A 25,339-nucleotide genomic window follows, 5' to 3' on the forward strand; every position below is an offset into this window, starting at 1 on the left:
TGCGCTCAACTTCCTGTCGGGCGGACGAGCGTGGCGGCGGTGCGCAGCAGGATGCAGATGTCCTGCCACAGCGACCAGTTGTCGATGTACGCGTTGTCGAACCGGCAGCGGTCCTCGATCGAGGTGTCACCGCGCAGCCCGTGGATCTGGGCGAGCCCGGTGATCCCGGTCTGCATCCGGTGGCGGGCCGCGTAGCCCGGGTAGGTCTGGCTGAACTTGGCGACGAAGTACGGGCGTTCGGGCCTCGGGCCGACCAGGCTCATATCGCCCCAGAGGACGTTCCACAGCTGGAGGAGTTCGTCCAGCGAGGTGCGGCGCAGAAAGCGGCAGAACCAGTTCATGCGCCGTTCGTCGGCGACGCTCCAGCGGGTCGCCGCCTCCATCTCGTCGACCGGGCGGTGGGTGCGGAACTTGAGGAGGGTGAAGGGGCGCCCGTCCATGCCGATGCGCTCCTGCTTGAAGACCACCCCCCGCCCGCCGGTCAGCCGCAGTACCACCGCGCACAGCAGCAGCGCCGGCGAGAACAGCAGGAGAAGAGTGCCCGAGACCAGGACGTCGAGCAGCCGCTTGCCGAGGCTGCCCGGCCGGTCCGGCACCATCGCGAGCCGTCGGCAGGAGAACCCGGCGAGCCGTTCGGCGCTCTCGTAGGAGGGCGACTCGGCGTCGATCTCCCACACCGTGCAGCCCGACTCGGCCAACGCCCTCAGCAGCGGCCCCTGTTCGGCCCGTACGGAGGGATGGACGGCGAGCACGGCCCGGACGCCGTTCTGGATCAGTGCCCGCTGTACCTCCTCGCCGGTGGTCAGCACGGGCAGGCCCGCGATGCCGTCCGGGTGGTCGGTGATGAGCCCCACCGGCCGTACTCCGCACGCCGGGTGGCGAAGGAACGCGGCGGCCACGCGCCGGGCGGTGCCGGTCGGGCCGATGACGAGGGCCGTGTGCGGGCGGCGCAGCAGCGTCCGGCGCCGCAGCCGGTGGACGGTCCCGCGCCCGACGGCACTCGTCGCCGCCTGTACCGCGCAGCCCAGGACGAGGGTGCGCGCGGACAGCGCGTCAGCGGGCGCGAACGCCCCGACCACGGCGGCCAGAGCCAGCCAGCCCATCGCGATCCGGCCACAGACGGCGGGCAGTTCGTCGAGGAAGGCGGGCACGGACTCGGGCCGGTAGAGCGAAGCGCGCGTGTTCAGCACCACCACACCGAGCAGCAGCGCGCAGACGAGGAGGGGGTGTCGCTGGGGCTCGGTCAGTGCCAGGGCGCCGAGCAGAGCGGCGGCGCTGTCGACGACGAGCAGCGGCAGCGGGGAGGCCGGCCGGGGCGCGGGGCGCCGGCCGGCCGGGAATCTGAAGCCGTCGGCCGACCCGCGGGGCGGATGGACCGAGACGGCCGATACGGTCGCGAATCCGTGTTCCCGCGGCCTTCCGCCGGGGGACGGGACGGTACTTTCCGCAGTCACGAGTGGATGGACTCCCTGTACTCGGCGCGCACGGGCCGCACGGCGTGCGCGGTGATCAGCTCGCGGTACACGTCCGCGACGGCCTCGGCGGTGTGCCGTACGTCGTGCGCGGACAGGACGTGCCGGCGCCCCAGCTGCCCCAGCGACTCACGCAGCGGCGGGTCGAGCAGCAGTTCGGAGACGGTCCCGGCGAGCGCGGTGGGGTTCTCGGCCGGCACCAGACAGCGCGGTGCGAGAGCGGCGGGCAGACTCTCGCGCCCGCCGTCCACGTCGGTGACGACCACCGGCCGCCCGCAGGCCATCGCCTCCAGCGGCGCCAGCGCCATGCCCTCCCATCGGGAGGGCAGGACGACCAGATCGGCGGCCCGGTACCAGGGGACCGCATCGGCGACGGCCCCCGCGAACAGCACGGAGTCCGGGGCGAGAGCCCGCAGCCGCCCGGCGTCCGGCCCGTCGCCGACGAGCACGAGCCGCGCCCCTGGCACCCGCTCCGCGACCTCGCCCCACGCCCGGAGCAGCACGTCCTGCCCCTTCTGCCGGCACAACCGCCCCACGCACACGACGAGCGGAGCGGCCGGATCGACGTCCGCGAGCAGCGGATTCCCGGCCCGTACGGGGGCCGCGGCAGCCGGGTGGAAGCGCTCGGTGTCGATCCCGTTCGGGATCACCCGCCACTGCCCGGCGACCCCGGCGCGTTCCCCGGTCGCCCGTTCGGCGTCGCTCACGCACACCACCCGGGAGGCCCAACGCGCTCCCCACCGCTCCCACTTGAGCGCCAGCGCCGCAGTGGGTCCGCCGACCGCCTCGAACGACCAGGCGTGCGGCTGGAACACGGTCGCCACCCGCCCCCGTACCGCCAGCCGGGCGGCGAGCCCGGCCTTCGCGCTGTGCGCGTGCACGACATCGGGCCGCACCGCCCCGACCACCCGCCGAAGCCGCCGCACCTCCCCGACGATCGAGGGCCCCGGCGCGCGCGTCGCGTGCCAGGGGCGTACGTCGGCACCGAGCGCCCGCAGCCGCGCGGGGAGGTCACCGCCGTCCGGGCAGGCGACCGTGACGTGCAGACCTGCGGCGAGCTGGGCCCGCGCCAGGTCCGTCACGACCCGGGCGGCTCCGCCGTCCACCGGCTGGGTGACGTGCAGGACCCGTGGCCGGGGGTCGGGTGCGATCAGTTGCATGCGCGGTTTCCTCGCTCGCGGGTGGCGGTGCCGGACGCACCTCGGCTATTGCCGGGCGTCGACGGCCACGAAAAGTGCGCCGGACCACGCCGCGTCCCGCTGGGAAACGAGCCGGAAGGCCAGCTGGTCACCACCGCTCCGCAGCGCCGTACCCAGTTCGAACACGTCGGAGTCGTAGCCGAGGGTGTTCGCGTACGCCGGAACGCGCTCCGGGACGGCTGGGCCGATCGTGGAATTCAGCACGTCGTCGAGGGGATTGGCCGCGTCCCCGAGCGCGGTTGTGCGCCCTGCGACGGACACCGTCAGGGAGTCGCCGGCGCTGCCACGGTCCCCGTTGTAGGCGACCAGACCGGCGCGCCCGTTCGCGCCCGCCGGGAACGGGAGTTCGGCCAACCGGACCAACGGACCGTCACCCGTCTGCTCCCCCAGAGCGTCGAACCCGTCCCACACGGCGAGGTGCCGCAGCGGCTCCGCCGCGTTCTCGTACGCCACGACCAGCGTCCAGCCGCCCCAGGCCCCGGCCGCCGAATTCCCCATCGCCACATTGATCTGCGCGACCGTGTACAGCCCCGAACCGCTCTCCCGGACCAGCTTGGTGACATCGGCGGAGGCCTGGAACGCGTCGGCGCCGTGCGCCACCCGGTGGCCGACGACCGAGTCCGCGAGCAGCTCCTTGTACTGGCCGCCGGGCTCGGCGATCAGTACCCGCCCGTTGTCCTTCGGCGGCTTCTGCTCACCGACCATGAGATTGCCGCCCCAGTACAGCCGCGCGTACGAGACCTGGCTGCCCTGGGGCACCCGGACCTCCGCCCGGCTGGAGTTGTATGTGTGGGGATCGCTGTCGACGTCGACGTAGAACATGTCGAAGTCACCGTTGACCGCGGCCTTGGCGGCGCCTGTTCCAGCCGTGAGGTTCTCGCCCTGGCGGACGCCGGCGCAGGTCCCGAGGGTGGTGCGGCAGCTGATGGACGCGTTGGCCGCGCGGACGATCCCGCCGTGCTGGAGCACGCGGTAGCGCTGGGCGAACGCGAGGCGCTCCGCCTCCGGCTCCTTCTCTTTGCCGGACTCCGTGCCGACGGGCGGCTCGGCCGTCGCCGTCCCTCCCGGAGTCCAGATCGCGGCGAGGGCAAAGACGCCCACCATCGCACGGCGCAGCAGAAGGCCCGGGGAAATACGCATGACCGGCGTTGCCCTTTCGGGAAAAGGTCGTGGACCGACGGGGAGACGGAAAATCTGGAGATCACTTGGGTGCCGCATGCGCTCCCGGTCTGCTTCGAGCGACGGATTCCGGGTGGCAGTCGGCCTTTTGGGTGTATTTGGGGCGGCTGGTAGAAGGTGAGTAACTCTAGCCGCTATGCGTATTTGTTGGTGATTCATGCCGACTGTGTCGTAATCGTGCAGCCGGGCGATTCGAGAGATCACCCCATTGGCGGCACAACCCGGACGCGTGCCGCGCGTTGACACAGCGTCGGGCATCCCCGCCCGGATGTTTTGTGACAACTCCCAAGGAGCACTTCTCCATGTCGCGTATCGCGAAGGGCCTCGCCCTTTCTTCCGTTGCCGTCGCCGCCGTGGCGGGTACCGCCGGTGTTGCCGCCGCCGACAGCGACGCGCACGCCGCCGCTGCCCACTCCCCGGGCGTCCTGTCGGGCAACGTCCTGCAGGTCCCGATCCACATCCCGGTCAACATCTGCGGCAACACCATCAGCGCTGCCGGTCTGCTGAACCCGGCGTTCGGCAACACCTGCGTCAACGACTGACATCAGTCGGCGCGAACCCTTCTGCTGGCCGCTCTCCCTTCAGGGGAGGGCGGCCGGTTCGCGTTTCCGGCGTTTGCCCCGAATGGCGGGCCGGGCGATCTACTCGACGGGCGGGCCTCGACACATGGCCTCACCAGGGACGACGTACCCGACCTGCCCGACGGACCGTCACTTTGCGCGCGCGACCGGTTGCAGATGGCAACGGTGGATCGGACGGTGGATTCGAGCGGACACACCGTTCGACACCCCAACCGCACCATCGAAAGGAACTTCCATGCGTGCTTTGCCCGCACGGCGTATCGCGTCCACCGCACTCTGCGCCACCCTCCTCGTCGGAATAGGCGCACAGACCGCCCTGGCGGCCGACGGCGACGCGGCCCGCGAGCGCGGCCACGCGGCTTCCCAGGCGCCCGTCCCCAACGCCGACGCGCTCCTCGCGCAGGTCAAGTCGCTGGGAGACCTGGGCGGCGTAGTGAAACCCGTCACCGATCTGACGAACGCCGTACTCAAGGCGGACAACGGCCAGTTGCCGCTGGACGAGGCGACGAAGCTGACCGACGCAGTGAAGGAGGCCATCGCCGCTGCCGCGGCCGCACCGGCACCGGCCACTCCGCCGGTGTCCCTGCCGGCGACCCCGGAGGCTCCGGCCACTCCGGCGGTGCCGGCGACCCCGGAGGCCCCGGCCACTCCGGCGGTGCCCACGACCCCGGAGGCTCCGGCCACTCCGGCAATGCCGACGACCCCTGACCTCCCGGCGAAGCCCGCGCTGCCTGTCGTCTCCACGCTTCCGGCGCCACTCAAGGGTGCCAAGGCGGTCAAGGGCCCGCTCGACATCAAGGCCGACGCGCTCGTAGCGCTGCAGAAGTCGGTCGACGCGCTGCTCAAGGCGGTCACGTCCGGCGATGCCGCGAACGTCGTCCCGGCCGTCACCGACGTGCTGACGAACCTAGTCGGCTTCGTCGCCGCCACCCTGCTCGGCGGCGAGCTGCCGGCGCCGGAGCTGGCGGGTCTGCCGCCGCTGCCGAAGCTGCCGGCGGAGGCGCCCAAACTGCCGGACGCGGTGCCGCCCCTGACGGTGCCGGCCCGCTAGCGCCCTGGCCGTGGTGCCGGCCGGTGACTCCACCGGCCGGTACCACGGCTGTCTTTTGCCCGTGCGTCGATTTCGCTTGTGCGTCAATCCTTTGGGACACGTTCCGTGTTCCGGAATCACGAGGGCCGCAGAAATTTTCTGCGTACGGGGTTTCCGTCGACACCGGGGCTCGTTAGGCACGTCGACAGAATTCCCTCTGGTGACATGAGTTGCCGAAGAAAGGAACACGATGAAGTCCCTGAAGGCTGCCGCTGTTGTTGCCGGGTCCCTGGTCATCGCCGGAGCCGCCGCGCCCGCGTTCGCCTACGACGCCGCCGACCTCACGCCCGCCAGCCTCAACGGCGCTGTGAACACGCTCACCAAGGGCCCCCTCGACGTACAGCAGCTGCAGCCGCTGCAGCAGCAGTCGAACGCGCTCGACACCGAGAACAAGGATTCGGTGCTCAGCACGGTGAAGGGCGCGACGACCGCCCTCAACTCGAACGGCGGGCTGCTCGGCGGCCTGCCCCTCCAGGGCTGACACGAGTGTCGAAAGGACCGATTCCGTCCGCCTTCCTCGGCGGTGTGGAATCGGTCCTTCGCGTTGTTCGAGTCCCGTCCCTCTTTCGTGTGGATACCGGCGGGAAATCCCCCGGTCGAGTGAGAACGCGGCCGGACGCGTCAAATACCGCCGATAAGGTTCCGCGGTGACCTCAACCTCAAGCGAAACGCGCCCTTTCCGCATCGCCGACCTGGGCACGCTCGTCGTGATGGCCTGGAGCGGTGAGGCCCCCGACGGTGACATGCCCTACCTCCTCGCCTACTCCCTCGGGGACGGCGAGGGCGGCCCGGAGGCCTCGGCCGTCGCCGTCGAGCAGCTCCTCGCCAACACCGGTCTGCCGGTCGGCGGCGACACCGTCGACGGCTCCACCCGCCCGAGCCTGCCGGTCAGCCTGCTCGTCGAGTCCGGTTCGGCCGTCGTCACCATGCCGCAGCTCAACGCCCAGTGCATCCCGCCCGCCGAATGGCTCACCGCGGTCGCCGAACGAGGCTTCGCCTACCTGGTGTTCACCACCCGCCCCTGGCCCGAGGCCCAGCCTGGCAAGCCCATCGAGCCGGAGGCGCTGGCCGCCTTCGCGGGCGCCGAGGAGACCCTGACGGCCGCGGCCCACGTCATCCTCCCGGCCCGCAGCCTGCGCTGACGGCCGACAGGCGCGGGGTGAGGTCCGGGGGTCCGGACAGGCGAGTCGGCTGTCCGGGCCGGGCCGCCCTTCCGGGCTGATCGGACGATTAATGCACCAGTTGGGGGAATCTTCAGCTGATGCGGTTCCCAGGATCGTTACGCGGTACGGATGAGCACCCCCCGATTCCTGAAAAGGACCGTATTTGCGATGAAGTCGACCACTCGAACCCTTGCCGCCGTCGTCACCGGCGTGGCGGCGGCGGTGGGCGCCGCGGCCCCCGCCGTCGCGGCCGACACGGTCCCCGTACCCGTCCCTCTGGATGGTGTCGAGAAGTCCCTCAACGTGAGCCTGCCCAGGGCCGGCGGCGAACTGCCGCTGCTGAGGCCGGGCGTACCCGAGGGTCCGCGGTACGTCGAGGGGCAGATGATCCCGGCCGGCGCGGTGCCGCAGGTCCCGATGGGTGCCGCGCTGCCCGGTCTGTCGGCCGAGGCGCCGCTGCCGCAGGTCGTCGGGAAGGGCTTCGACCAGGCCGGTGTCAGCGTTCCCGCGGCCGCCCTGCGGACCCTGACTCCCGGCCTGGCCGTGGACACCCCGGTGACCGCGCCGGACTCCGAGGGGTTCGGCCTGCCGACGCTCAAGGAGCCGCAGGCCGCCGTACTCACCCCGGTGCTGCAGACGGCCCCGACCGGCGTCCTGGGGCTCGGCTCGATGTAGTCCGGGTTGTTCCAGGTAGTCGCGGGATCTGACGAACTGGACCATCTGGGCCCGGTGTTGACACCCGGGCCCGGTCACCGGGCGGTCGTGGCTACCGAACGAACCGAACGAGGAGGAGGGCGAGAGTTTTGTTCGTCAGCAGAGAACCGCGGGGCCCGGTAGGCCCCAGTGCCTGTTCCAGCACGCGGCGGGACGCGCTGCGTGCCCTGTGCGTGTCGGCCCTCGCCCTGGCCGTGGTCCCGGTCGTCGCCGCCGCGTGGCCCCGGCGTGCGGGGGGCGGCGACGAGGCGCCGTCCTTCGACGAGACGTACCGGGGCCGCCGACTGCGCGGTATGAAGGCCGACGTCGATGGCGCGGAGCATCTCGACCACATGGCGCAGACCCTGCGCGTGCCCGGCGGCGGGCGGTGGCACGTCACCGTGGACGGGCGGCCACTGCATCTGATGCGGCGCGCGGACGGGACGTATCTGACCATGATCGACCACTACCGCTCGTACCCCACGGCCCTGGAGGCGGCCCGCGCCGCAGTCGACGAGCTGGGGCCGGGGCGGCAGTTGACGGTCATCGGCGGGGAAGGGGGTGGCCGTGGTGTACACGCGTAAGGACGTCAGCACGCTGACGCGCGGCGAGCGGCGGCGGTTCGTCGGGGCGCTGCTGGAGCTCAAACGGCGGGGCGAGTACGACGAGTTCGTGCGCACGCACATCGAGTACTACGTCTCCGACGGCGAGAAGGGGCTGCGTACGGCCCACATGGCGCCCTCATTCCTGCCCTGGCACCGGCAGTTCCTGCTGGACCTGGAGGAGGCGCTGCAGCGCCTGGACCCGTCGGTGACGCTGCCGTACTGGGACTGGACCCGGGACCGTACGACGGCCGGGGCGCCCTGGAGCGAGGACCTGCTCGGCGGTACCGGGCGATCCTCCGACCATCGGGTGATGACCGGGCCGTTCGCCTACGACCACGGCGACTGGACCATCAAGGAGAGCGTCACCGACGGCGAGTTCCTCACCCGGGACCTCGGCCGCGCCCGCCAGCCGCTCGCGCTGCCGACCCGGCAGGACCTGGACGTGGCCCTTGCCGACCCCGTCTACGACGTGTCGCCGTGGAACTCGACGTCCGCGAAGGGGTTCCGCAACAAGCTCGAAGGGTGGGGGAGCGGGCGGGGTGCCGCTTCCTGGCGCAACCACAATCGCGTCCACCGCTGGGTCGGCGGGCACATGGTCGGCGGTGCCTCCGTCAACGACCCCGTTTTCTGGCTGCACCACGCCTTCGTCGACCTGTGCTGGTCGCGCTGGCAGCGTCGGCACGGGGCCGGCGCCCGCTATCTGCCCGACCGGCCGCCGCGGTCCGGCGACGCACAGCGCGGCCGGGTCGTCGCCCGGCACGAGACGCTGCCGCCGTGGGACCTGACGCCGGACCAGTTGGAGGACCACAGCGGCGTCTACCGGTACGCGTAACGAAGTACGGGTAGACGAGGGACGGAAAGCGGTACGAGCGCGGAAGAGCCCCGACGGTGGATCCGTCGGGGCTCTTCCGGTGCTTGCCTTACGGCGTGTCAGTTGCCGTATCCGCCGGGGCCGGGGTTGCCCTGGTGGTGGTCGGGGCCGGGGTTGCCCTTGTGGTGGTGGCCGCTGACATTGGCGCAGGTGTTGCCGAAGGCCGGGTTCAGCAGACCGACGAGGTTGATGGTGTTGCCGCAGACGTTGACCGGGATGTGGACCGGAACCTGCAGGACGTTGCCGGACAGGACGCCGGGCGAGCCGATGGCCGCGGCCTGGGCATCCGCGTCAGCGGTGGCCATACCGGCACCGCCGAGCACCACGGCACCGGTGCCGAGAGCGGCGACGGCTGCCTTCGCGATGCGAGACATCACGTTCTCCTTTGGTTCGATGAAATGCGGGCGCTCGACTCGCGCCCGCACTTCCCCTACAACGCGCCCGCTCACGCCTGGTAACGGCGTTCAGCCGGGCGTCACCCTTTTCGAAGAGCGGTCTCGGCAAAGGGGTGACGGCAGAAGTGGTGGGACACCGCTCGTGCACGGGTTAGCCTCCGGGCATGGCATCCGACCCCCAAGCCGAGCAGAACGAGCGGCAGCAGACCCAGAACGTGTTGCGGACCTTCGTACGGGAGGACGGCCGACTCGTGCGGCTGCCCGCCCGCTGGAGCCGGAAGCTGATCGTGCTCCGGCACATCACCGAGGAGACCTTCGAGCCCGGGGTCGAGTACGCCGAGCGGCTCGTCGACGAGCGGCTGCGGGTGTGGTGCGAGGGCGCGAGCCGTATCGACCATGTGACGCTGCGCCGGTATCTGGTGGACCTGAACCATCTGCGGCGCAGCGGGGGCGTCTACTGGCGGCCCGCCGAGGCGGACCTCCGCGCCGACGCCGCCTGAGCGTCCGTCACCACAGGCCCGCTCCCCGAAAGAATCAGGGGGCGGGCCTTCGCGCGTCCGGAGGTCTCGGGTCCTCAACTGTCGTGGGCCCGTTCGCGAATCCTGTGTGAAGGTCTCCAAGTAAGCGTAAACGGAACCTTTTTGACGCTCACTTGACTGTTAAGATCATCCCACTTTCAGTAGGCTGAGGCGCGCCAAGCGCACGGGGGCAGTCTCTAAGGGCCCCCATCGCGAAGGAGTGGCTGAGTTGGTCCGCCGGTAAGGTTCGCCACCGGGCAAGGCCCGAGTTCCAGGCCAGGACCCAACGGACTGCAACTGCTCCTGTCGCAAGGCGACTTGAAGAGAGTCTCATGACGTCATTGATCCAGGATCCACTGCTGTGGATCTTGCTCGTGGTCTTGGTCGCTGCGGTCGTCGCAGTGATGCGAGCCCGCAGAACCAACATGGCGCTCCGCAGGAAGAGCAACGACCTGCAGAGCGCCCGCGAAGCCGCACAAAGCGAACGCGACCGCCTCTATGCGGAATACACCCAGCTGAACGCGCAGCACGCGGGCGACCTCGCGGCGGTGCGCAAGGATGCGGAGGAAGACACCAAGGCCGTCCTGAAGTCCGCGATGCGGACGCTCCAGGTACTCGCCGACGAACAGCAGCTCATCATCGAGAAGTCGCAGCGCCGCTACGGCGACGACGAACAGGTCCTCGGTGACCTGATGATGATCGACCACACCAACAGCCAGTTCGGCCGCCGTGCGCAGGGCATCGCCGTGCTGTGCGGCGGCTGGCTCGGCCGGCGCGAGAACACCGCCTCCGTGTACGACGTGGCCCGCAGTGCCCAGGGCCGCATCAAGCACTTCGACCGCGTCACCATCAACACCCAGGTCAACGTCTCGGTGGCCAGCCGGGCCGTCGAGCCCATCGCGGTCGTCCTCGCCGAGCTGCTGGCCAACGCCACCAACTACAGCGCGCCCGGCACCCGCGTCGACATCAACATCCAGGCCGTACCCACCGGTGTCTGCCTGATCGTCGACGATGCCGGCCTCGGCATGAACACGGAGGAGAAGGCGCGCGCCGCCGTCCTGCTCTCCCCGCAGGCACCGGTCGACATCACGAGCCTCGGCGACCCGCCGAAGTTCGGCTTCGCCGTGTCCGGGATGCTCGCGACCCGGTACGGCTTCAAGGTCTCGGTCGATTCGGTGTCGCCCTACGGCGGCGTACGGGCGGTGATTCTCTTGCCAGAGAACCTGTTGACGACGGACGTTCCCGAGCCCGAGGGCGGGCGCGCGAAGGCCGCACCGCAGGCCGAGGCACCTGCCGTGGCCCCGCAGCGGCTGACCCCGGTGGCCACGCCGGGCGGACCGCCGCGTCCGATCGGGACGACTGCCGGCGGCCTGCCCAAGCGGCGGCGGCGCGGCAGTCCGGTCGCGGTGGTGCCACCGCCGCCGGAGCCGGCCCAGCCGGAGCACAACACCGAGGTGACGGCCTCACGTATCGGTGCGTTCCAGCGCGGAACGCTGCTTGGGCGGGATACGACGACCATGGAAGGACCACAGGACCAGTGAATCCCGATCTGTCGTGGGTGCTGAACGACGTGCTGCAGGTGCGCGGCGCCCGTCACGCGATCCTCGTCTCGGCCGACGGCCTCCTCCTGGAGCGGTCCAGTGACATCGAGCGCGACGCGGCGGAGACCAACGCCGCCGCGATGAGCTCGATGCAGTCCCTCAGCCGGGCCGTCGCCCCCTTCGTAGGCTTCGGACTCGGTCTGTGGAAGCAGACGCTGATCGAGTACGACGGCGGCTGGATCTTCCTGATAGCCGCCGGCAGCGGTGCCTACCTCGCCGTGTCGGCCGCGCTGGACGTCGACATGGAGGCCATGTCGTTCCGGATGCAGCAGCAGGTGGGGGCGCTCGGCAAGGCGATGACCACCCCGCCGCGCCAGAACGCCGGTGCGGACGCATGAACGCGCACGGCGACGAGGCTCCGGTCACGGTCACCAGCGACTTCGTCCGGTCGTACGTCATCACGGGCGGGCGGCGGCTGCCGACCGCCGATGACCTGTCCCTGCACACCCTGGTCACACTGGCTCCCGACCGGGAGGTGCCGCTCGGCGCCAGCCCCGAGGTACGGGCCATCTGGGACCTGTGCGGTGGCGGCTACCTCTCCGTCGCGGAGGTCGCCGCGCACCTGTCGCTGCCGGTGGGGGTCGCCCGACTCCTGCTGACCGATTTATTCGAACAGGGTCATCTCCTGCGCCGTGCCGCGCCCCCACGCGCCCAGTCCGTCGACAGAGGAATCATCGAAAAGGTGCTGCATGGACTCGAATCGCTCTACGGCTGAGACGATCTACGTCTCAGACGCGGTCACCACCACCGCGAAGATCCTTGTCGTAGGGCACTTCGCCGTGGGCAAGACCACGTACATCGGCTCGCTGTCGGAGATCGCCCCACTGCGCACCGAGGAGAAGATGACCCAGGCGTCCGCTCAGGTGGACGACCTGAAGGGCGCGCCGGACAAGGTGACGACCACGGTCGCGCTGGACTTCGGACGGCTCACGCTGAGCGAGGAACTGGTGCTGTACCTGTTCGGTACGCCCGGTCAGCAGCGCTTCATGCAGCTGTGGGAGGACATGGCCCGCGGCGCGCTCGGAGCACTGCTTCTCGTCGACCCGTCCCGGCTGGCGGAAACGTTTCCGGTGATCGACCTGGTCGAGAAGTACGGCCTGGAGTACGCCATCGCCGTCAACACCTTCGACCCGGCGGCCGAGTTCGACGAGGACGAGATCCGCGAGGCCCTCGACCTGCTGCCCGACACCCCGGTCGTCTACTGCGACGCCCGGGACCCGAAGTCGTCCGCGAGGGCGCTGATCGCCCTCGTCCAGCACCTGCTCACCCGCGCTGCCTGAGCCCCGGTCCTCCCTTTCGGGCCCCTCCCCGCACAGGGGGTCCGGACAGGGGGCCGGGACCAGGGTCCGGGCAGCACTTCCGGGCAGGGGCCCGGACCATCCGGACCAGGGCCCCGTACAAGTTTTCCTCACCCCCGTCCCCCGCCCCGAGGCGCGGGGAACCCTAAGGAACCCCATGGACACACAGCACGCGGGTGCCACGCCGAGCGCTCCCGCCAGATGCCCCATGCACGGCGCCGACTTCGCCGCCGAACCGCACCGCATCTACGACCAGTTGCGCGCCCACGGCCCGGCGGCACCCGTCGAGCTCGCCCCGGGCGTGGACGCCACACTCGTCGTCCAGCACGAGATGGCTCTCAGGGTGCTCCAGAACACCACCCTGTTCGCCCGTGACTCGCGCCGCTGGACCGCCCTGAACGAGGGCCGTATCTCCCTCGACAGCCCCGTCCTGCCGATGATGGCGTACCGGCCCAACGTCCTGTTCACGGACGGCGCGGTGCATCTGCGGCTGCGCAAGGCCGTCACCGAGAGCCTCGCCAAGCTGAACATCAGCCGTATCCGGCGCGACGTCGAGCCCATCGCCGACTATCTGATCGACCAGTTCAGCGAGCGCGGCCGGGCCGATCTCCTCAACGACTACGCCAAGCTGATCCCGCTCCTGCTGTTCAACAAGATCTTTGGCTGCCCGGCCGACATCGGCGACCGCCTCACCACCGGTATGTCCGCCATGTTCGACGGCCAGGACGACGCTCTCAAGGGCATCGAGCAGGTCGCCACCTGCCTCCAGGAACTGATCACGCTCAAGCGCCGCGAGCCCGGCGAGGACGTGACCTCCTGGCTCATCCAGCACTCCGCCGGCCTCAACGACGAGGAGCTGAGGGACCAGCTGATCGTGCTGATGGGCGCGGGTCTGGAGCCCCAGCGCAACCTCATAGCCAGCGCCCTGCTCCTGCTGCTGTCCGACGGCCCGTCGGAGCGGGGCAGCGGCATGCTGGTCGAGGAAGCCATCGAGCACGTGCTGTGGAACAACCCGCCCATCGCCAACTATGCGACGCACTACCCGTTGCAGGACGTCGACCTCGGTGGCGTACCGGTCGACGCGAACACCCCGGTCGTCATCAGTTTCGCCGCCGCCAACAGCGACCCGGCCCTCAACGAGGCCCGCCAGATGGCGAGCAAGGGCGCGCACCTGGCCTTCGGCGCGGGACCGCACGCCTGCCCCGCCAAGGACCCGGCCCAGGTCATCGCGCTCACGGCGATCGAGAAGATCCTCAACGCGCTGCCCGACCTGACCCTCGCGGTCCCGCAGGAGAGCCTGCTGTGGCGCCCCGGCCCCTTCCACCGCGCGCTGGCCGCGCTCCCGGTGCGGTTCAGCCCGACGCCGGCCACCCGGGTGGCGGCGGCCCTGCGCAACCAGGCGCCGCTGCCGGCGGCCGAACCGGTCCACCGTCCTGCCCCGCAGTCGACGCCGGCTCCGGCGGCCCGTCAGGAACAGCGCAAGAAGGGATTCTGGAGCTCCTTCCTCGATGTCTTCCGGCTCTGACCAACTGCCCGCCCACTTACGCCGTTTGAGTCGACCGGTCCGGTTGCGTCGACCGGCATGAGCGCCCTGTGTCCGAGGTCCAGCCTCGGGGACGGGGCGCTCATGTGGTTTTGTCGGGCAGCTCCGCGAACTCCGTCAGGGCGTGCGTGAGCCACTGGGTCCAGAAGGTCTCCAGGTCGATGCCCGCACGCAGGACCAGGTGCTGGAGGCGGTCCTGGGGGGCGTCGCGGCCGGGCTGGAAATCGCGCTTCTCGATCTCCTCGTACTCGGCCAACTGGCTTTGGTGCAGGGTGAGATGGCGGCGCAGGTCGGCCTCGATGCCTTCGGTGCCGACGACCGCCGAGGCGCGCAGGCGCAGCAGCATCGTGTCGCGGTAGGGCTTCGGGTCCTGGGGTGCGGCGGTCCAGCGGGCCAGTTCGGCGCGGCCCGCGGGCAGGACCTCGTAGCTCTTCTTCTGCCCGCGGGTCGGCTGCTCGGTGGGCAGGGCCCGGATGTGTCCCTCGGCCTCCAGTTTTCCCAGCTCGCGATAGATCTGCTGATGTGTCGCCGACCAGAAGTAGCCGATCGACCGGTCGAACCGGCGGGTCAACTCCAGCCCCGAGGACGGCTTTTCGAGCAGGGCGGTGAGGATCGCGTGCGGGAGGGACATGGCTCAATCCTAGGGACCGGGGTTATCTGTTCTGGTGTTGCTCGTACGGGGTGCGTCCGTACGGTCGTCAGAGCGCCGCTGCCACCTCGGTGCCCTGCTTGATGGCTTGTTTGGCGTCCAGTTCGGCGGCCACGTCGGCGCCGCCGATCAGGTGCACGCTGCGGCCGGCGGCGAGCAGCTCGTCGTACAGGTCGCGGCGCGGGTCCTGGCCGGTGCACAGGACGACGGTGTCGACCGGTAGGACCGTGGGGGTGCCGTCGACGGTGACGTGCAGGCCGGCGTCGTCGATGCGGTCGTACTGGACGCCCGGGGTCATGGTGACGCCCCGGTGCTTGAGTTCGGCGCGGTGGATCCAGCCGGTGGTCTTGCCGAGTCCGGCGCCGACCTTGGACGCCTTGCGCTGGAGCAGGTGGACGGTACGCGGCGGCGCGGGGCGCTCGGGTGCGGCCAGGCCGCCGGGGGTGCGGTAGTCCATGTCGACGCCCCAGGCGCGGAAGTACGCCGCCGGGTCCTCGCTCGTCTTGTCGCCGCTGTCGGTGAGGTACTCGGCGACGTCGAAGCCGATGCCGCCGGCGCCGAGGATCGCGACGCGGTCGCCGACGGGCACGTTGTCGCGCAGGACGTCGAGGTAGCCGACGACGCTCGGGTGGTCGACGCCGGGGATGTCGGGGGTGCGAGGGGTGACGCCGGTGGCGACGACGATCTCGTCGTACGTGGTCAATGCCGCTGCGGTCACCGGGGTGTTGAGGCGTACGTCCACGTCGTGGGCGTCGAGCTGGTGGCGGAAGTAGCGCAGGGTCTCGTCGAACTCCTGCTTGCCGGGGACCTTGCGGGCGACGTTCAGCTGGCCGCCGACCTCGGACGCGGCGTCGAAGAGGGTGACGTGGTGGCCGCGTTCGGCGGCGGAGACGGCGCAGGCGAGTCCGGCGGGGCCGGCGCCTACGACGGCAACCCGCTTGCGCAGCTTGGTCGGTGAGAGGACGAGTTCCGTCTCGTGGCAGGCGCGCGGGTTGACCAGGCAGGAGGTGATCTTCAAGCTGAAGGTGTGGTCCAGGCAGGCCTGGTTGCAGCCGATGCAGGTGTTGATCGCCTCGGGGCGCCCGTCGCGCGCCTTGTTCACGAAGTCGGGGTCGGCGAGCATCGGGCGGGCCATCGACACCATGTCCGCGCACCCGTCGGCGAGCAACTCCTCCGCGATTTCAGGGGTGTTGATGCGGTTGGTGGTCACGAGGGGGATGCCGACCTCGCCCATGAGCCTCTTCGTCACCCAGGTGTACGCGCCGCGCGGCACCGAGGTGGCGATGGTGGGGATACGGGCCTCGTGCCAGCCGATGCCGGTGTTGATGATGGTCGCGCCGGCCGCCTCGACGGCCCGGGCGAGGGTGATCACCTCGTCGAGGGTGGAGCCGCCCGGGACCAGGTCCAGCATCGACAGGCGGTAGATGAGGATGAAGTCCTCGCCGACGGCCTCGCGTACCCGGCGGACGATTTCGAGCGGGAAGCGCGTGCGGTTCTCGTACGAGCCGCCCCAGCGGTCGGTGCGGTGGTTGGTCGGGGCGGCGATGAACTCGTTGATCAGATAGCCCTCGGAGCCCATGATCTCCACGCCGTCGTAGCCGGCCCGGCGGGCGAGGAGGGCGGTGTGGGCGTAGTCGTCGATGGTCTGCTCGACCTCGGCGTCGGTGAGTTCGTGCGGGGGGAAGGGGCTGATGGGTGCCTGGAGGGGGCTCGGCGCGACCAGGTCCTGGTGGTAGGCGTACCGGCCGAAATGCAGGATCTGCAGCGCGATCTTGCCGCCCTCGTGGTGTACGGCGTCGGTGACCGTCCGGTGCTGCTCGGCTTCCGCGTCGGTGGTGAGTTTGGCGCCGCCCTCGTACGGGCGTCCGGCGTCGTTGGGGGCGATGCCGCCGGTGACGATGAGGCCGACGCCGCCTCGGGCGCGGGTTGCGTAGAACTCGGCCATACGTTCGAAGCCGCGTTCGGCTTCTTCGAGGCCGACGTGCATGGAGCCCATGAGGACGCGGTTGGGGAGGGTGGTGAAGCCCAGGTCCAGGGGGGTCAGCAGGTGGGGGTAGTGGCTCATGGGGGCCTCCGGGGGGCGGGCGGGGCGGGCGCGGCGGGGTCGGTCCTGTCTTTGTAGAGGACGGGGGTGGGATTGTGCAACTAGTTGCACAATGGCGTGCGGCACATTTGGGGGCGGCCGGACGGGTTGGAAGCGTGTGTCCCTCCCGCTATTTACCTGGACGTCCTAGTATCCTATTTACTAGGACGTCCAAGTAAATCGACAGCCCGGCAGCTGGCAGCCAGTGCTCCGGCGCGTTTTGGGAAGGCCCCCATGACCGTTAACGATCTCCACCGTCCCGTGCATCCCGTCCGTCTGGTCACCGCCTCGGCGCTGTTCGACGGGCATGACGCCTCGATCAACATCATGCGGCGGATCTTCCAGTCCCAGGGTGCCGAGGTGATCCACCTGGGGCACAACCGGTCGGTGCGGGAGGTCGTGGACGCGGCGCTGGAGGAGGATGCGCACGGGGTGGCCGTCTCGTCGTACCAGGGCGGGCATGTGGAGTACTTCGAGTATCTGGTCGAGTCTCTGCGCGGGCAGGGGGCCGAGCATATTCAGGTGGTCGGGGGTGGCGGCGGGGTCATCGTGCCCGAGGAGATCGCCCGGCTGCGCCGCAGCGGCGTGACCATCTTCTCGCCCGAGGACGGGCAGCGGATGGGCCTCGCCGGGATGGTCAACTCGGTGGTGAAGGACTGTGACTTCGATCTCTGGGACAGCAAGGCGGTCGACGCCGCCGCCGTCCTCACCGGCGACCGGTTCGCCATCGCCCGTGCCATCACCGGTGCGGAGCTGGGCAAGCTGCCCCCGGAGCTTCTGGAGCAGGTGCGTGCTGCTGCCGCGGCACGGGTCACGCCCGTTCTCGGGATCACCGGTACCGGCGGCTCCGGGAAGTCGTCGCTGACCGACGAGCTGGTACGGCGGTTCCGGGTCGACCAGCAGGACAAGCTGCGGATCGCGGTGATCGCCGTCGACCCGACCCGGCGTCGTGGCGGCGGGGCGCTGCTCGGCGACCGCATCCGGATGAACTCCCTGGACGGCAGCCGGGTCTTCTTCCGCAGCCTGGCCACCCGGGGCAGCCGTGAGCTGCCCGAGCACCTGTCCGACGTGATCGACGTGGTCAAGGCCGCCGGGTTCGACCTGGTGATCGTGGAGACGCCGGGCATCGGCCAGGGTGACGCGGCGATCGTTCCGTACGTCGACACGTCGATGTACGTGATGACGCCGGAGTTCGGCGCCGCCTCGCAGCTGGAGAAGATCGACATGCTCGACTTCGCCGACGTCGTGGCGATCAACAAGTTCGAGCGGCGCGGCGCCAAGGACGCGATGCGCGACGTGGGCCGCCAGCTGGTGCGCAACCGCGAGGCGTTCGGCAAGAAGCCCGAGGACATGCCGGTGTACGGCACCTCGGCTGCCACGTTCAACGACGACGGTGTCACCGCGCTCTACCAGCACCTGAGGGCAGGTCTGGCCGAGCGGGGGCTGCCGCTGTCCGAGGGCGCCCTGGCGCCGGTCGCCGTACGGCACTCCTCCGGCATCCGGCGCGTGGTACCCGCCGAGCGGGTGCGCTACCTCGCCGAGATCACGGACGCGGTCCGCGCGTACCACGCCGAGACCGAGTCGCTGGCCGAGGCTGCCCGCCGGGTGCAGCGGCTGGACGCCGTCAGGGGCGAGCTCGTCGAGGCCGGGGCCGAGGCGGGGGGTGTGGAGTCGCTGCTTGCCGACGCCCACCGGGATCTCCCGCACGACATCGGGGACCAGATCCGGAACTGGCCCGCGGTCGTGGCGTCGTACTCCGGTGACGAGCAGGTGGTGAAGGTACGGGACCGGGAGATCCGTACGAAGCTGAACCGCGAGTCCCTCTCCGGCAACAAGATCCCCCGGGTCGCGCTGCCCGCCTTCACCGACCACGGCGAGCTGGTGCGGTTCTGGCGCCGGGAGAACCTGCCGGGCCTCTTCCCGTTCACCGCCGGTGTGTTCCCCTTCAAGCGCGACGGCGAGGACCCGGCGCGGATGTTCGCCGGCGAGGGTGATCCGTTCCGTACCAATCGACGGTTCAAGCTGTTGTCCGAGGGCCAGCCGGCCACCCGGCTGTCCACCGCCTTCGACTCCGTCACCCTCTACGGCCGGGACCCCGACGAACGCCCCGACATCTACGGCAAGGTCGGCACGTCCGGTGTCTCCGTGGCCACCCTGGACGACATGAAGGCGCTGTACGACGGGTTCGACCTCGTCGGGCCGACGACCTCGGTGTCGATGACGATCAACGGCCCTGCGCCGACTGTGCTGGCGTTCTTCCTCAACACCGTCATCGACCAGCAGATCGAGAAGTTCCGTGCGGCGGAAGGACGTCAGCCGTCGTCCGAGGAGGCTGCCCAGCTGCGGGCACACGCGCTCGCGAACGTGCGCGGCACCGTGCAGGCCGACATCCTCAAGGAGGACCAGGGGCAGAACACCTGCCTGTTCTCCACCGAGTTCAGTCTGCGGATGATGGCCGACATCCAGGAGTGGTTCATCGAGCAGAAGGTCCGCAACTTCTACTCCGTGTCCATCTCCGGCTACCACATCGCCGAGGCCGGGGCGAACCCGATCAGCCAGCTCGCCTTCACCCTGGCCAACGGATTCACCTACGTCGAGGCCTACCTGGCGCGCGGTATGCACATCGACGACTTCGCGCCCAACCTGTCGTTCTTCTTCTCCAACGGCATGGACCCGGAGTACTCCGTGCTGGGCCGGGTCGCCCGCCGGATCTGGGCCGTCGCGATGAGGGACCGGTACGGGGCGGGCGAGCGCAGCCAGAAGCTGAAGTACCACGTGCAGACCTCCGGGCGGTCCCTGCACGCCCAGGAGATGGACTTCAACGACATCCGCACCACCCTGCAGGGCCTGATCGCCATCTACGACAACGCCAACTCCCTGCACACCAACGCTTACGACGAGGCCGTCACCACCCCGTCCGAGGAGTCGGTGCGGCGGGCGCTGGCGATCCAGCTCATCATCAACCGCGAGTGGGGCCTCGCCATGAACGAGAACCCGCTCCAGGGGTCGTTCATCATCGACCAGCTCACCGACCTGGTCGAGGAGGCCGTGCTTGCCGAGTTCGACCGGATCAACGAGCGCGGTGGCGTACTCGGTGCCATGGAGACCGGCTACCAGCGCGGGCGCATCCAGGACGAGTCGATGCTGTACGAGCAGCGCAAGCACGACGGCACGCTGCCGATCATCGGCGTCAACACCTTCCGCCGGCCCGGTGGCGGGGGAGCACCCCAGGAGGTCGAGCTCGCCCGCGCCACGGAGACGGAGAAGGAGTCCCAGCTCGCGCGCGTCCGCGACTTCCAGAACACGCACGGAGCGGAGGCCACGCAGGCGCTCGCCCGGCTGAAGGAGGCCGCCACGGGTGGCGACAACGCCTTCGAGGCCCTGATGGCCGCAGCCAGGGTGTGCACCCTGCGCCAGGTCACCGAGGCGTTCTTCGAGATCGGGGGCCAGTACCGGAGGAACGTCTGAATCCTTGACCGGTGGTCGGCACTCGATGATGCTGTGTTGCGACACGTGAGATGTGTGCCGTAATGAGCAACATCCCGGTTCTGTGTCAGCCGTTTCGTACCAGCCGAGGAGTGGCCATGACTCACCAGGTCCGTGCTGTCGTCGCGCGGGGCAAGGGCGCCCCCGTCAGCCTGGAGACGATCCTCGTGCCGGACCCCGGTCCGGGCGAGGCGCTGGTCCAGATCCAGGCCTGCGGGGTCTGTCACACCGACCTGCACTACCGCGAGGGCGGGATCAACGACGACTTCCCGTTCCTGCTCGGCCATGAGGCCGCCGGTGTCGTGGAGTCGGTGGGGGAGGGGGTCACGGATGTGGCTCCCGGTGACTTCGTGATCCTCAACTGGCGTGCGGTGTGCGGGAGTTGCCGGGCCTGTCTGCGCGGGCGGCCCTGGTACTGCTTCAACACGCACAACGCCAAGCAGAAGATGACCCTCACCGACGGCACCGAGCTGTCGCCGGCGCTGGGTATCGGTGCCTTCGCCGAGAAGACCCTCGTCGCGGCCGGGCAGTGCACCAAGGTCGATCCGTCGGCCTCCGCTGCCGTCGCCGGGTTGCTGGGGTGTGGCGTGATGGCCGGTATCGGCGCCGCCATCAACACCGGGAACGTCGGTCGCGGCGACTCCGTCGCGGTCATCGGCTGCGGTGGGGTCGGGGACGCGGCGATCGTCGGCTCGAACCTGGCCGGCGCGGCGAAGATCATCGCCGTCGACATCGACGACAACAAGCTCGCGACCGCCCGCAAACTGGGCGCGACCCACACGGTCAACTCCAGGGAGACCGATGCCGTCGAGGCGATCCGTGAGCTGACCGGCGGCCACGGCGCCGACGTGGTCATCGAGGCGGTGGGCCGCCCGGAGACGTACAAGCAGGCGTTCTATGCCCGCGACCTCGCCGGGGCAGTGGTCCTGGTCGGGGTGCCGACGCCGGAGATGAAGCTCGAACTCCCGCTGATCGACGTCTTCGGGCGCGGCGGTTCGCTGAAGTCGTCCTGGTACGGCGACTGCCTGCCCTCCCGCGACTTCCCCATGCTCATCGACCTGCACCTGCAGGGCCGCCTTCCGCTGGACGCCTTCGTGACCGAGACCATCGCGCTCGACGACGTCGAGAAGGCGTTCGAGCGGATGCACGGTGGCGACGTGCTGCGTTCGGTGGTGGTGCTGTGATGGCCGGCGTCCGTATCGAACGCCTGGTCACCTCGGGCACCTTCTCGCTCGACGGCGGCACCTGGGACGTCGACAACAACGTGTGGATCATCGGCGATGAGAGTGAAGCGGTCGTCATCGACGCCGCTCACGATGCCGACGCCATCGCGGCGGCCGTCGGCGACCGGCGCCTGACCGCCATCGTGTGCACCCACGCCCACAACGACCACATCGACGCGGCCCCCGCCCTCGCCGAGCGCACCGGCGCCCCGATCCTCCTCCACGGCGACGATCTGCCGCTGTGGAAGCAGACCCACCCGGACCGGGAGCCCGACGCCTCGCTGACCGACGGCCAGGTGCTGACCGTCGCCGGGGCCGAGCTGACCGTGCTGCACACGCCCGGCCATGCCCCGGGTGCGGTCTGTCTGTACGCACCCGCCCTGAGCGCCCTCTTCGGCGGCGACACGCTCTTCGCGGGCGGCCCCGGCGCCACCGGCCGCTCCTACTCCCACTTCCCGACCATCGTCGACTCGATCCGGGACCGGCTGCTGACCCTGCCCGGGGACACCGTCGTATACACAGGGCACGGGGACACGACCACCGTCGCCGCCGAGGCCCCGCACCTCCAGGAGTGGATCGACCGCGGTTTCTGACCGTTCGGTCCGTCCGGCGAGCCGTACGCCCCCGGAGTGGGGGACTTCGCTTGCCGATATCTACCCAATGCCTGCCCGATACCTGTCTGAGCTGCTCTGACGCGCTCATTCCGGCATCGGGCTCGCTTGGTTTCAAGTTGTGCAATGTGCGTAGTGTTGTTCAGGACGCAACCCGTGCAATGGCTTGTCCCGGCCCCCTGGACTTCTTGACAAGGGTTCTGGGCGCCCTCAAACTGACGTTGCGCTTACCGCAATCCGTTTCGCTATACGCACCGAGGTGTCATGATGATTCCCGCGTGCCGTCTCGCGGATCTTCCGCGAGGTGAGGCCTTCCGGCTCGACATCGACCCGCCGGTCTCGGTGTTCCACACCGACGACGGCGAGGTCTTCGCCATCGACGACACCTGCACCCACCAGGATGCGTCGCTCGCCGACGGCTGGCTGGAGGGCTGCGAGGTGGAATGCCCGCTGCACGCCTCGAAGTTCGACCTGCGCACCGGCGCGGTCGACTCCCCGCCGGCCAAGCTGCCGGTGCGGACGCACGAGGTCGTCGTCGAGGACGGCATGATCTACGTACGGGTGTCCACGGACGCCCCCAACCTGCCCCCGTGCATCGCGTCCCGGCTCGCCGGGGGTCCCGCGTGAGAACAGTGGCGGTGGTGGGCGCCTCGCTGGCCGGACTGTCGGCGGCTCGCTCCCTGCGCACACAGGGCTACGACGGGCGGCTGGTCCTCATCGGCGACGAGGCCCACCGCCCGTACGACAGGCCGCCACTGTCCAAGGAGTTCCTGGCCGGAACCCTCGGCGAGGCGGATCTCGGACTGGAGACGGACGGCGAGGACCTGCGCGCCGAGTGGCTGCTCGGCACCCGCGCAACCGGCCTCGACCGCACCGACCGGTCCGTCCGCCTCGCCGACGGCCGGAACATCCGCGCCGACGGCATCGTCATCGCGACCGGCGCCGCCGCCCGCACCCTGCCGGGTGCGGACGGTCTCGTCGGCGTGCACACCCTGCGCACCCTCGACGACGCCCGCGCCCTGCGCGACGAACTGGCCCGCGGTGGACGGCTGGTGGTGATCGGCGGCGGGTTCATCGGCGCCGAGGTCGCCTCCACCGCGTACGCCCTCGGCCTCGACGTGACAGTGATCGAGGCCGCCCCGACACCGCTCGCCGGACCGCTGGGCGAGACCATGGGCGCCGTCGTCTCGGGCCTCCACGCGGACCACGGCGTACGGCTGTTGTGCGGGGTGGGGGTGAAAGGGCTCAGCGGAGAAGGGGCGGTCGAGGCCGTGCTGCTCGACGACGGGCGCAGCGTTCCCGCCGACATCGTCGTCGTCGGCGTGGGTGCGCGGCCCTGCGTCGATTGGCTGGCAGGATCCGGCGTCGCCCTGGAGAACGGCGTCAAGTGCGGCGCCGACGGCCGCACCAGCCTCGCCGGTGTGGTCGCGGTCGGCGACTGCGCCAACTGGTACGACCCCCGGGTGGGCGCGCATCGCCGGGTCGAGCACTGGACCGGCGCGATGGAGCGGCCCGCTGCCGCTGTGGCCACGCTGCTGGCCGGGGGTGCGGTGGAGCCGGGGGTGCCCCGGCCGCCCTACTTCTGGTCCGATCAGTACGGGGTGAAGATCCAGTTCGCCGGGTTTGCGGTTGGGGCGGACAGCGTGACGGTCGAGGAGGGTGCGGTTGGTGACCGTAACGTCCTGGCCGTTTATCGGCGGGCCGGGGAGGCGGTTGCTGTGTTGGGGATGAATCAGCCTCGGCTGTTTGTGCGGTGGCGTAAGCAGTTGAGTGCTGTGCCGGGGGTGCGGTGAGTTTTGGCTGCGGGCCCGGTGGGGGCTGGTCGCGCAGTTCCCCGCGCCCCTATCGCGTGCGCCCCTACGGGGCGCTACGCGATATCTCGTTGACCGATCCTGACCACCACAACGTTTCTCCGAGGAGTGCACCGTGACCTCGAACAGCCTGCCCGACAGTCTGATCGCCACCCTTCCCGGCTCCTCCTACACGGACGCGGGGATCTTCGAGCAGGAGCAGGAGCACATATTCGAGACCATGTGGTTCTGTGTCGCGCGCGCGTCCGAGCTGGCGAAGCCCGGCGCCTTCCGGACCGTTGACGTGGGTCGCGAGAGCATCCTCGTGACGCGGGCGCGGGACAACTCCGTCCGTGCCTATTTCAATGTGTGCCGGCACCGTGGCGCCAAGCTCTGCACGGAGGAGTCCGGCGAGGTCAAGCGGGCCTTCCAATGTCCGTACCACGCCTGGACCTACGGCCTGGACGGCAAGCTCGTCGCCGCGCCCAACCTCACCAAGATGCCGGACGTCGGCCGCACCGAGTACGGCCTGGTGAGCGTGGCCGTCCGGGAATGGCTCGGCTATGTCTGGGTCTGCCTCGCGGAGAACCCGCCGTCCTTCGAGGAGGACGTCATCGGCGAGGTCATCGGCCGGCTCGGTGACGTCGAGTCGATCGAGCACTACGACGTCGACAACCTCTCGGTCGGCAAGCGGATCGTCTACGACGTGAAGGCCAACTGGAAGCTCATCATCGAGAACTTCATGGAGTGCTACCACTGCGCCACGATCCACCCCGAACTCACCGAGGTGCTCCCCGAGTTCGCCGACGGCTACGCCGCTCAGTACTACGTCGGCCACGGCGCCGAGTTCGGCGGGGAGGTCCAGGGTTTCACCATCGACGGCTCCGAGGGCCTGGACCGCATCCCGGGCGTCGCCGAGGACCAGGACCGCCGCTACTACGCGATCACCGTCAAACCGCAGGTGTTCATCAACCTCGTACCCGACCATGTGATCTTCCACCGCATGTACCCGGTGGCCGCCGACCGCACGATCGTCGAGTGCGACTGGCTGTACCTCCCGCACGTCGTCGAGAGCGGCAAGGACGTCAGCCGGTCCGTGGAACTCTTCGACCGGGTCAACCGCCAGGACTTCGAGGCCTGCGAGCGCACCCAGCCAGGGATGCGTTCCCGGCTCTACGCGAAGGGCGGCGTCCTGGTGCCGAGCGAGCACCACATCGGCGCCTTCCACGACTGGGTGAGCGAGCGCCTGGGCACGCGCCCTTAAGGGGCGCGTGTAAGGGGCGCGGGGA

At 70.0% G+C, this 25,339-nt stretch carries 24 protein-coding genes and 1 pseudogene; 19 read left to right on the forward strand and 6 right to left on the reverse strand.

The features are described 5' to 3' along the window. Positions 1–5: 5 nt before the first annotated feature. The 3 genes from OG734_RS31840 to OG734_RS31850 are packed head-to-tail and all read right to left on the reverse strand — an operon-like array spanning position 6 to position 3,811. The gene (locus OG734_RS31840; protein WP_330290882.1) at positions 6–1,454 is read right to left on the reverse strand and encodes a sugar transferase; all 1,449 of its coding nucleotides are present in this window, start codon (positions 1,452–1,454) and stop codon (positions 6–8) included. Beyond that, positions 1,451–2,632: a glycosyltransferase gene (locus OG734_RS31845; RefSeq protein ID WP_330290883.1), complete on the reverse strand. Its 1,182-nt coding sequence runs from the start codon at positions 2,630–2,632 to the stop codon at positions 1,451–1,453. Before OG734_RS31845 ends, OG734_RS31840 begins: the two co-directional genes overlap by 4 nt. A 45-nt stretch (positions 2,633–2,677) precedes the next feature. Further along, positions 2,678–3,811, reverse strand: a complete 1,134-nt coding sequence (locus tag OG734_RS31850; RefSeq protein WP_330290884.1) for a DUF3344 domain-containing protein — start codon at positions 3,809–3,811, stop codon at positions 2,678–2,680. A gap of 341 nt (positions 3,812–4,152) precedes the next feature. Between OG734_RS31850 and OG734_RS31855 the strand changes: the two genes are divergently transcribed. From OG734_RS31855 to OG734_RS31885, 7 genes are all read left to right on the forward strand, one after another. Continuing rightward, positions 4,153–4,392, forward strand: a complete 240-nt coding sequence (locus OG734_RS31855; RefSeq protein WP_330290885.1) for a chaplin — start codon at positions 4,153–4,155, stop codon at positions 4,390–4,392. Positions 4,393–4,666: 274 nt separating this feature from the next. Next, the gene (locus OG734_RS31860) at positions 4,667–5,482 is read left to right on the forward strand and encodes a hypothetical protein (protein ID WP_330290886.1); all 816 of its coding nucleotides are present in this window, start codon (positions 4,667–4,669) and stop codon (positions 5,480–5,482) included. Between the two features lie 229 nt (positions 5,483–5,711). Continuing rightward, a complete protein-coding gene (locus OG734_RS31865; protein ID WP_330290887.1) occupies positions 5,712–6,002 on the forward strand; it encodes a hypothetical protein in 291 nt (96 codons plus the stop codon). Positions 6,003–6,168: 166 nt separating this feature from the next. Further along, positions 6,169–6,663, forward strand: coding sequence for a DUF5949 family protein (locus OG734_RS31870; protein WP_330290888.1), 495 nt, complete (start codon positions 6,169–6,171; stop codon positions 6,661–6,663). A gap of 189 nt (positions 6,664–6,852) precedes the next feature. Continuing rightward, complete coding sequence (locus tag OG734_RS31875) at positions 6,853–7,359, forward strand: hypothetical protein (protein ID WP_330290889.1); 507 nt, start codon at positions 6,853–6,855, stop codon at positions 7,357–7,359. Between the two features lie 128 nt (positions 7,360–7,487). After that, positions 7,488–7,961 (forward strand): tyrosinase family oxidase copper chaperone, encoded by a 474-nt coding sequence (locus tag OG734_RS31880; RefSeq protein WP_330290890.1) that lies wholly within the window; start codon positions 7,488–7,490, stop codon positions 7,959–7,961. Beyond that, positions 7,945–8,814 (forward strand): tyrosinase family protein, encoded by an 870-nt coding sequence (locus OG734_RS31885; RefSeq protein WP_330290891.1) that lies wholly within the window; start codon positions 7,945–7,947, stop codon positions 8,812–8,814. Before OG734_RS31880 ends, OG734_RS31885 begins: the two co-directional genes overlap by 17 nt. A gap of 98 nt (positions 8,815–8,912) precedes the next feature. On the opposite strand, the gene OG734_RS31890 is transcribed toward OG734_RS31885, so the two are convergent. Further along, positions 8,913–9,227 carry a chaplin gene (locus tag OG734_RS31890; RefSeq protein WP_330290892.1) on the reverse strand — a complete coding sequence of 105 codons (315 nt, stop codon included), beginning with the start codon at positions 9,225–9,227 and terminating at the stop codon, positions 8,913–8,915. 236 nt (positions 9,228–9,463) lie between these two features. On the opposite strand from OG734_RS31890, the pseudogene OG734_RS31895 reads away from it, so the two are divergent. The 6 genes and pseudogenes from OG734_RS31895 to OG734_RS31920 form a co-directional block, all read left to right on the forward strand. Beyond that, positions 9,464–9,748, forward strand: a pseudogene (locus OG734_RS31895) (DUF2087 domain-containing protein); the annotation flags it as partial. Between the two features lie 350 nt (positions 9,749–10,098). Then, positions 10,099–11,307: an ATP-binding protein gene (locus tag OG734_RS31900; protein WP_330290893.1), complete on the forward strand. Its 1,209-nt coding sequence runs from the start codon at positions 10,099–10,101 to the stop codon at positions 11,305–11,307. After that, positions 11,304–11,705: a roadblock/LC7 domain-containing protein gene (locus OG734_RS31905; RefSeq protein WP_319090109.1), complete on the forward strand. Its 402-nt coding sequence runs from the start codon at positions 11,304–11,306 to the stop codon at positions 11,703–11,705. Before OG734_RS31900 ends, OG734_RS31905 begins: the two co-directional genes overlap by 4 nt. Then, positions 11,702–12,082, forward strand: a complete 381-nt coding sequence (locus tag OG734_RS31910) for a DUF742 domain-containing protein (protein ID WP_330290894.1) — start codon at positions 11,702–11,704, stop codon at positions 12,080–12,082. Before OG734_RS31905 ends, OG734_RS31910 begins: the two co-directional genes overlap by 4 nt. Beyond that, the gene (locus OG734_RS31915) at positions 12,057–12,647 is read left to right on the forward strand and encodes a GTP-binding protein (protein WP_330290895.1); all 591 of its coding nucleotides are present in this window, start codon (positions 12,057–12,059) and stop codon (positions 12,645–12,647) included. Before OG734_RS31910 ends, OG734_RS31915 begins: the two co-directional genes overlap by 26 nt. Before the next feature lie 226 nt (positions 12,648–12,873). Beyond that, positions 12,874–14,190, forward strand: a complete 1,317-nt coding sequence (locus OG734_RS31920; protein WP_330293863.1) for a cytochrome P450 — start codon at positions 12,874–12,876, stop codon at positions 14,188–14,190. Between the two features lie 100 nt (positions 14,191–14,290). Here the strand turns inward: OG734_RS31920 and OG734_RS31925 are convergent, their stop codons facing one another. Together OG734_RS31925 and OG734_RS31930 are read right to left on the reverse strand one after the other, a co-directional pair. Beyond that, entirely contained in the window at positions 14,291–14,839 is a 549-nt protein-coding gene (locus OG734_RS31925) for a PadR family transcriptional regulator (RefSeq protein ID WP_330290896.1), read from the reverse strand. A 67-nt stretch (positions 14,840–14,906) separates the two neighbouring features. After that, entirely contained in the window at positions 14,907–16,922 is a 2,016-nt protein-coding gene (locus OG734_RS31930; protein WP_330290897.1) for an NADPH-dependent 2,4-dienoyl-CoA reductase, read from the reverse strand. A gap of 252 nt (positions 16,923–17,174) precedes the next feature. Between OG734_RS31930 and icmF the strand changes: the two genes are divergently transcribed. The 6 genes from icmF (at position 17,175) to OG734_RS31960 (ending at position 25,314) form a co-directional block, all read left to right on the forward strand. Beyond that, entirely contained in the window at positions 17,175–20,408 is a 3,234-nt protein-coding gene (icmF, locus tag OG734_RS31935) for a fused isobutyryl-CoA mutase/GTPase IcmF (protein WP_330290898.1), read from the forward strand. A 116-nt stretch (positions 20,409–20,524) separates the two neighbouring features. Next, positions 20,525–21,610 carry an S-(hydroxymethyl)mycothiol dehydrogenase gene (locus tag OG734_RS31940; RefSeq protein ID WP_330290899.1) on the forward strand — a complete coding sequence of 362 codons (1,086 nt, stop codon included), beginning with the start codon at positions 20,525–20,527 and terminating at the stop codon, positions 21,608–21,610. Then, positions 21,610–22,242, forward strand: coding sequence for an MBL fold metallo-hydrolase (locus OG734_RS31945; protein ID WP_330290900.1), 633 nt, complete (start codon positions 21,610–21,612; stop codon positions 22,240–22,242). Before OG734_RS31940 ends, OG734_RS31945 begins: the two co-directional genes overlap by 1 nt. Positions 22,243–22,524: 282 nt before the next feature. Then, positions 22,525–22,887 carry a bifunctional 3-phenylpropionate/cinnamic acid dioxygenase ferredoxin subunit gene (locus OG734_RS31950; RefSeq protein ID WP_327695012.1) on the forward strand — a complete coding sequence of 121 codons (363 nt, stop codon included), beginning with the start codon at positions 22,525–22,527 and terminating at the stop codon, positions 22,885–22,887. After that, positions 22,884–24,053 (forward strand): NAD(P)/FAD-dependent oxidoreductase, encoded by a 1,170-nt coding sequence (locus tag OG734_RS31955; RefSeq protein WP_330290901.1) that lies wholly within the window; start codon positions 22,884–22,886, stop codon positions 24,051–24,053. The genes OG734_RS31950 and OG734_RS31955 overlap by 4 nt, the downstream gene beginning before the upstream one ends. A 133-nt stretch (positions 24,054–24,186) precedes the next feature. Further along, entirely contained in the window at positions 24,187–25,314 is a 1,128-nt protein-coding gene (locus OG734_RS31960; protein WP_330290902.1) for an aromatic ring-hydroxylating oxygenase subunit alpha, read from the forward strand. Positions 25,315–25,339 lie beyond the last annotated feature (25 nt).

It is taken from the genome of Streptomyces sp. NBC_00576 (genome assembly GCF_036345175.1).
Lineage (GTDB): Bacteria > Actinomycetota > Actinomycetes > Streptomycetales > Streptomycetaceae > Streptomyces.

Excerpts from the sequence above, each read along its gene's own strand:
- OG734_RS31845 (WP_330290883.1), bottom strand. The coding sequence starts at position 2,632 with ATGCAACTGATCGCACCCGACCCCCGGCCACGGGTCCTGCACGTCACC.
- OG734_RS31850 (WP_330290884.1), bottom strand. The coding sequence starts at position 3,811 with ATGCGTATTTCCCCGGGCCTTCTGCTGCGCCGTGCGATGGTGGGCGTC.
- OG734_RS31855 (WP_330290885.1), top strand. The coding sequence starts at position 4,153 with ATGTCGCGTATCGCGAAGGGCCTCGCCCTTTCTTCCGTTGCCGTCGCC.
- OG734_RS31860 (WP_330290886.1), top strand. The coding sequence starts at position 4,667 with ATGCGTGCTTTGCCCGCACGGCGTATCGCGTCCACCGCACTCTGCGCC.
- OG734_RS31865 (WP_330290887.1), top strand. The coding sequence starts at position 5,712 with ATGAAGTCCCTGAAGGCTGCCGCTGTTGTTGCCGGGTCCCTGGTCATC.
- OG734_RS31875 (WP_330290889.1), top strand. The coding sequence starts at position 6,853 with ATGAAGTCGACCACTCGAACCCTTGCCGCCGTCGTCACCGGCGTGGCG.
- OG734_RS31890 (WP_330290892.1), bottom strand. The coding sequence starts at position 9,227 with ATGTCTCGCATCGCGAAGGCAGCCGTCGCCGCTCTCGGCACCGGTGCC.
- OG734_RS31900 (WP_330290893.1), top strand. The coding sequence starts at position 10,099 with ATGACGTCATTGATCCAGGATCCACTGCTGTGGATCTTGCTCGTGGTC.
- OG734_RS31910 (WP_330290894.1), top strand. The coding sequence starts at position 11,702 with ATGAACGCGCACGGCGACGAGGCTCCGGTCACGGTCACCAGCGACTTC.
- OG734_RS31915 (WP_330290895.1), top strand. The coding sequence starts at position 12,057 with ATGGACTCGAATCGCTCTACGGCTGAGACGATCTACGTCTCAGACGCG.
- OG734_RS31920 (WP_330293863.1), top strand. The coding sequence starts at position 12,874 with ATGCACGGCGCCGACTTCGCCGCCGAACCGCACCGCATCTACGACCAG.
- OG734_RS31925 (WP_330290896.1), bottom strand. The coding sequence starts at position 14,839 with ATGTCCCTCCCGCACGCGATCCTCACCGCCCTGCTCGAAAAGCCGTCC.
- OG734_RS31930 (WP_330290897.1), bottom strand. The coding sequence starts at position 16,922 with ATGAGCCACTACCCCCACCTGCTGACCCCCCTGGACCTGGGCTTCACC.
- icmF (WP_330290898.1), top strand. The coding sequence starts at position 17,175 with ATGACCGTTAACGATCTCCACCGTCCCGTGCATCCCGTCCGTCTGGTC.
- OG734_RS31940 (WP_330290899.1), top strand. The coding sequence starts at position 20,525 with ATGACTCACCAGGTCCGTGCTGTCGTCGCGCGGGGCAAGGGCGCCCCC.
- OG734_RS31945 (WP_330290900.1), top strand. The coding sequence starts at position 21,610 with ATGGCCGGCGTCCGTATCGAACGCCTGGTCACCTCGGGCACCTTCTCG.
- OG734_RS31950 (WP_327695012.1), top strand. The coding sequence starts at position 22,525 with ATGATGATTCCCGCGTGCCGTCTCGCGGATCTTCCGCGAGGTGAGGCC.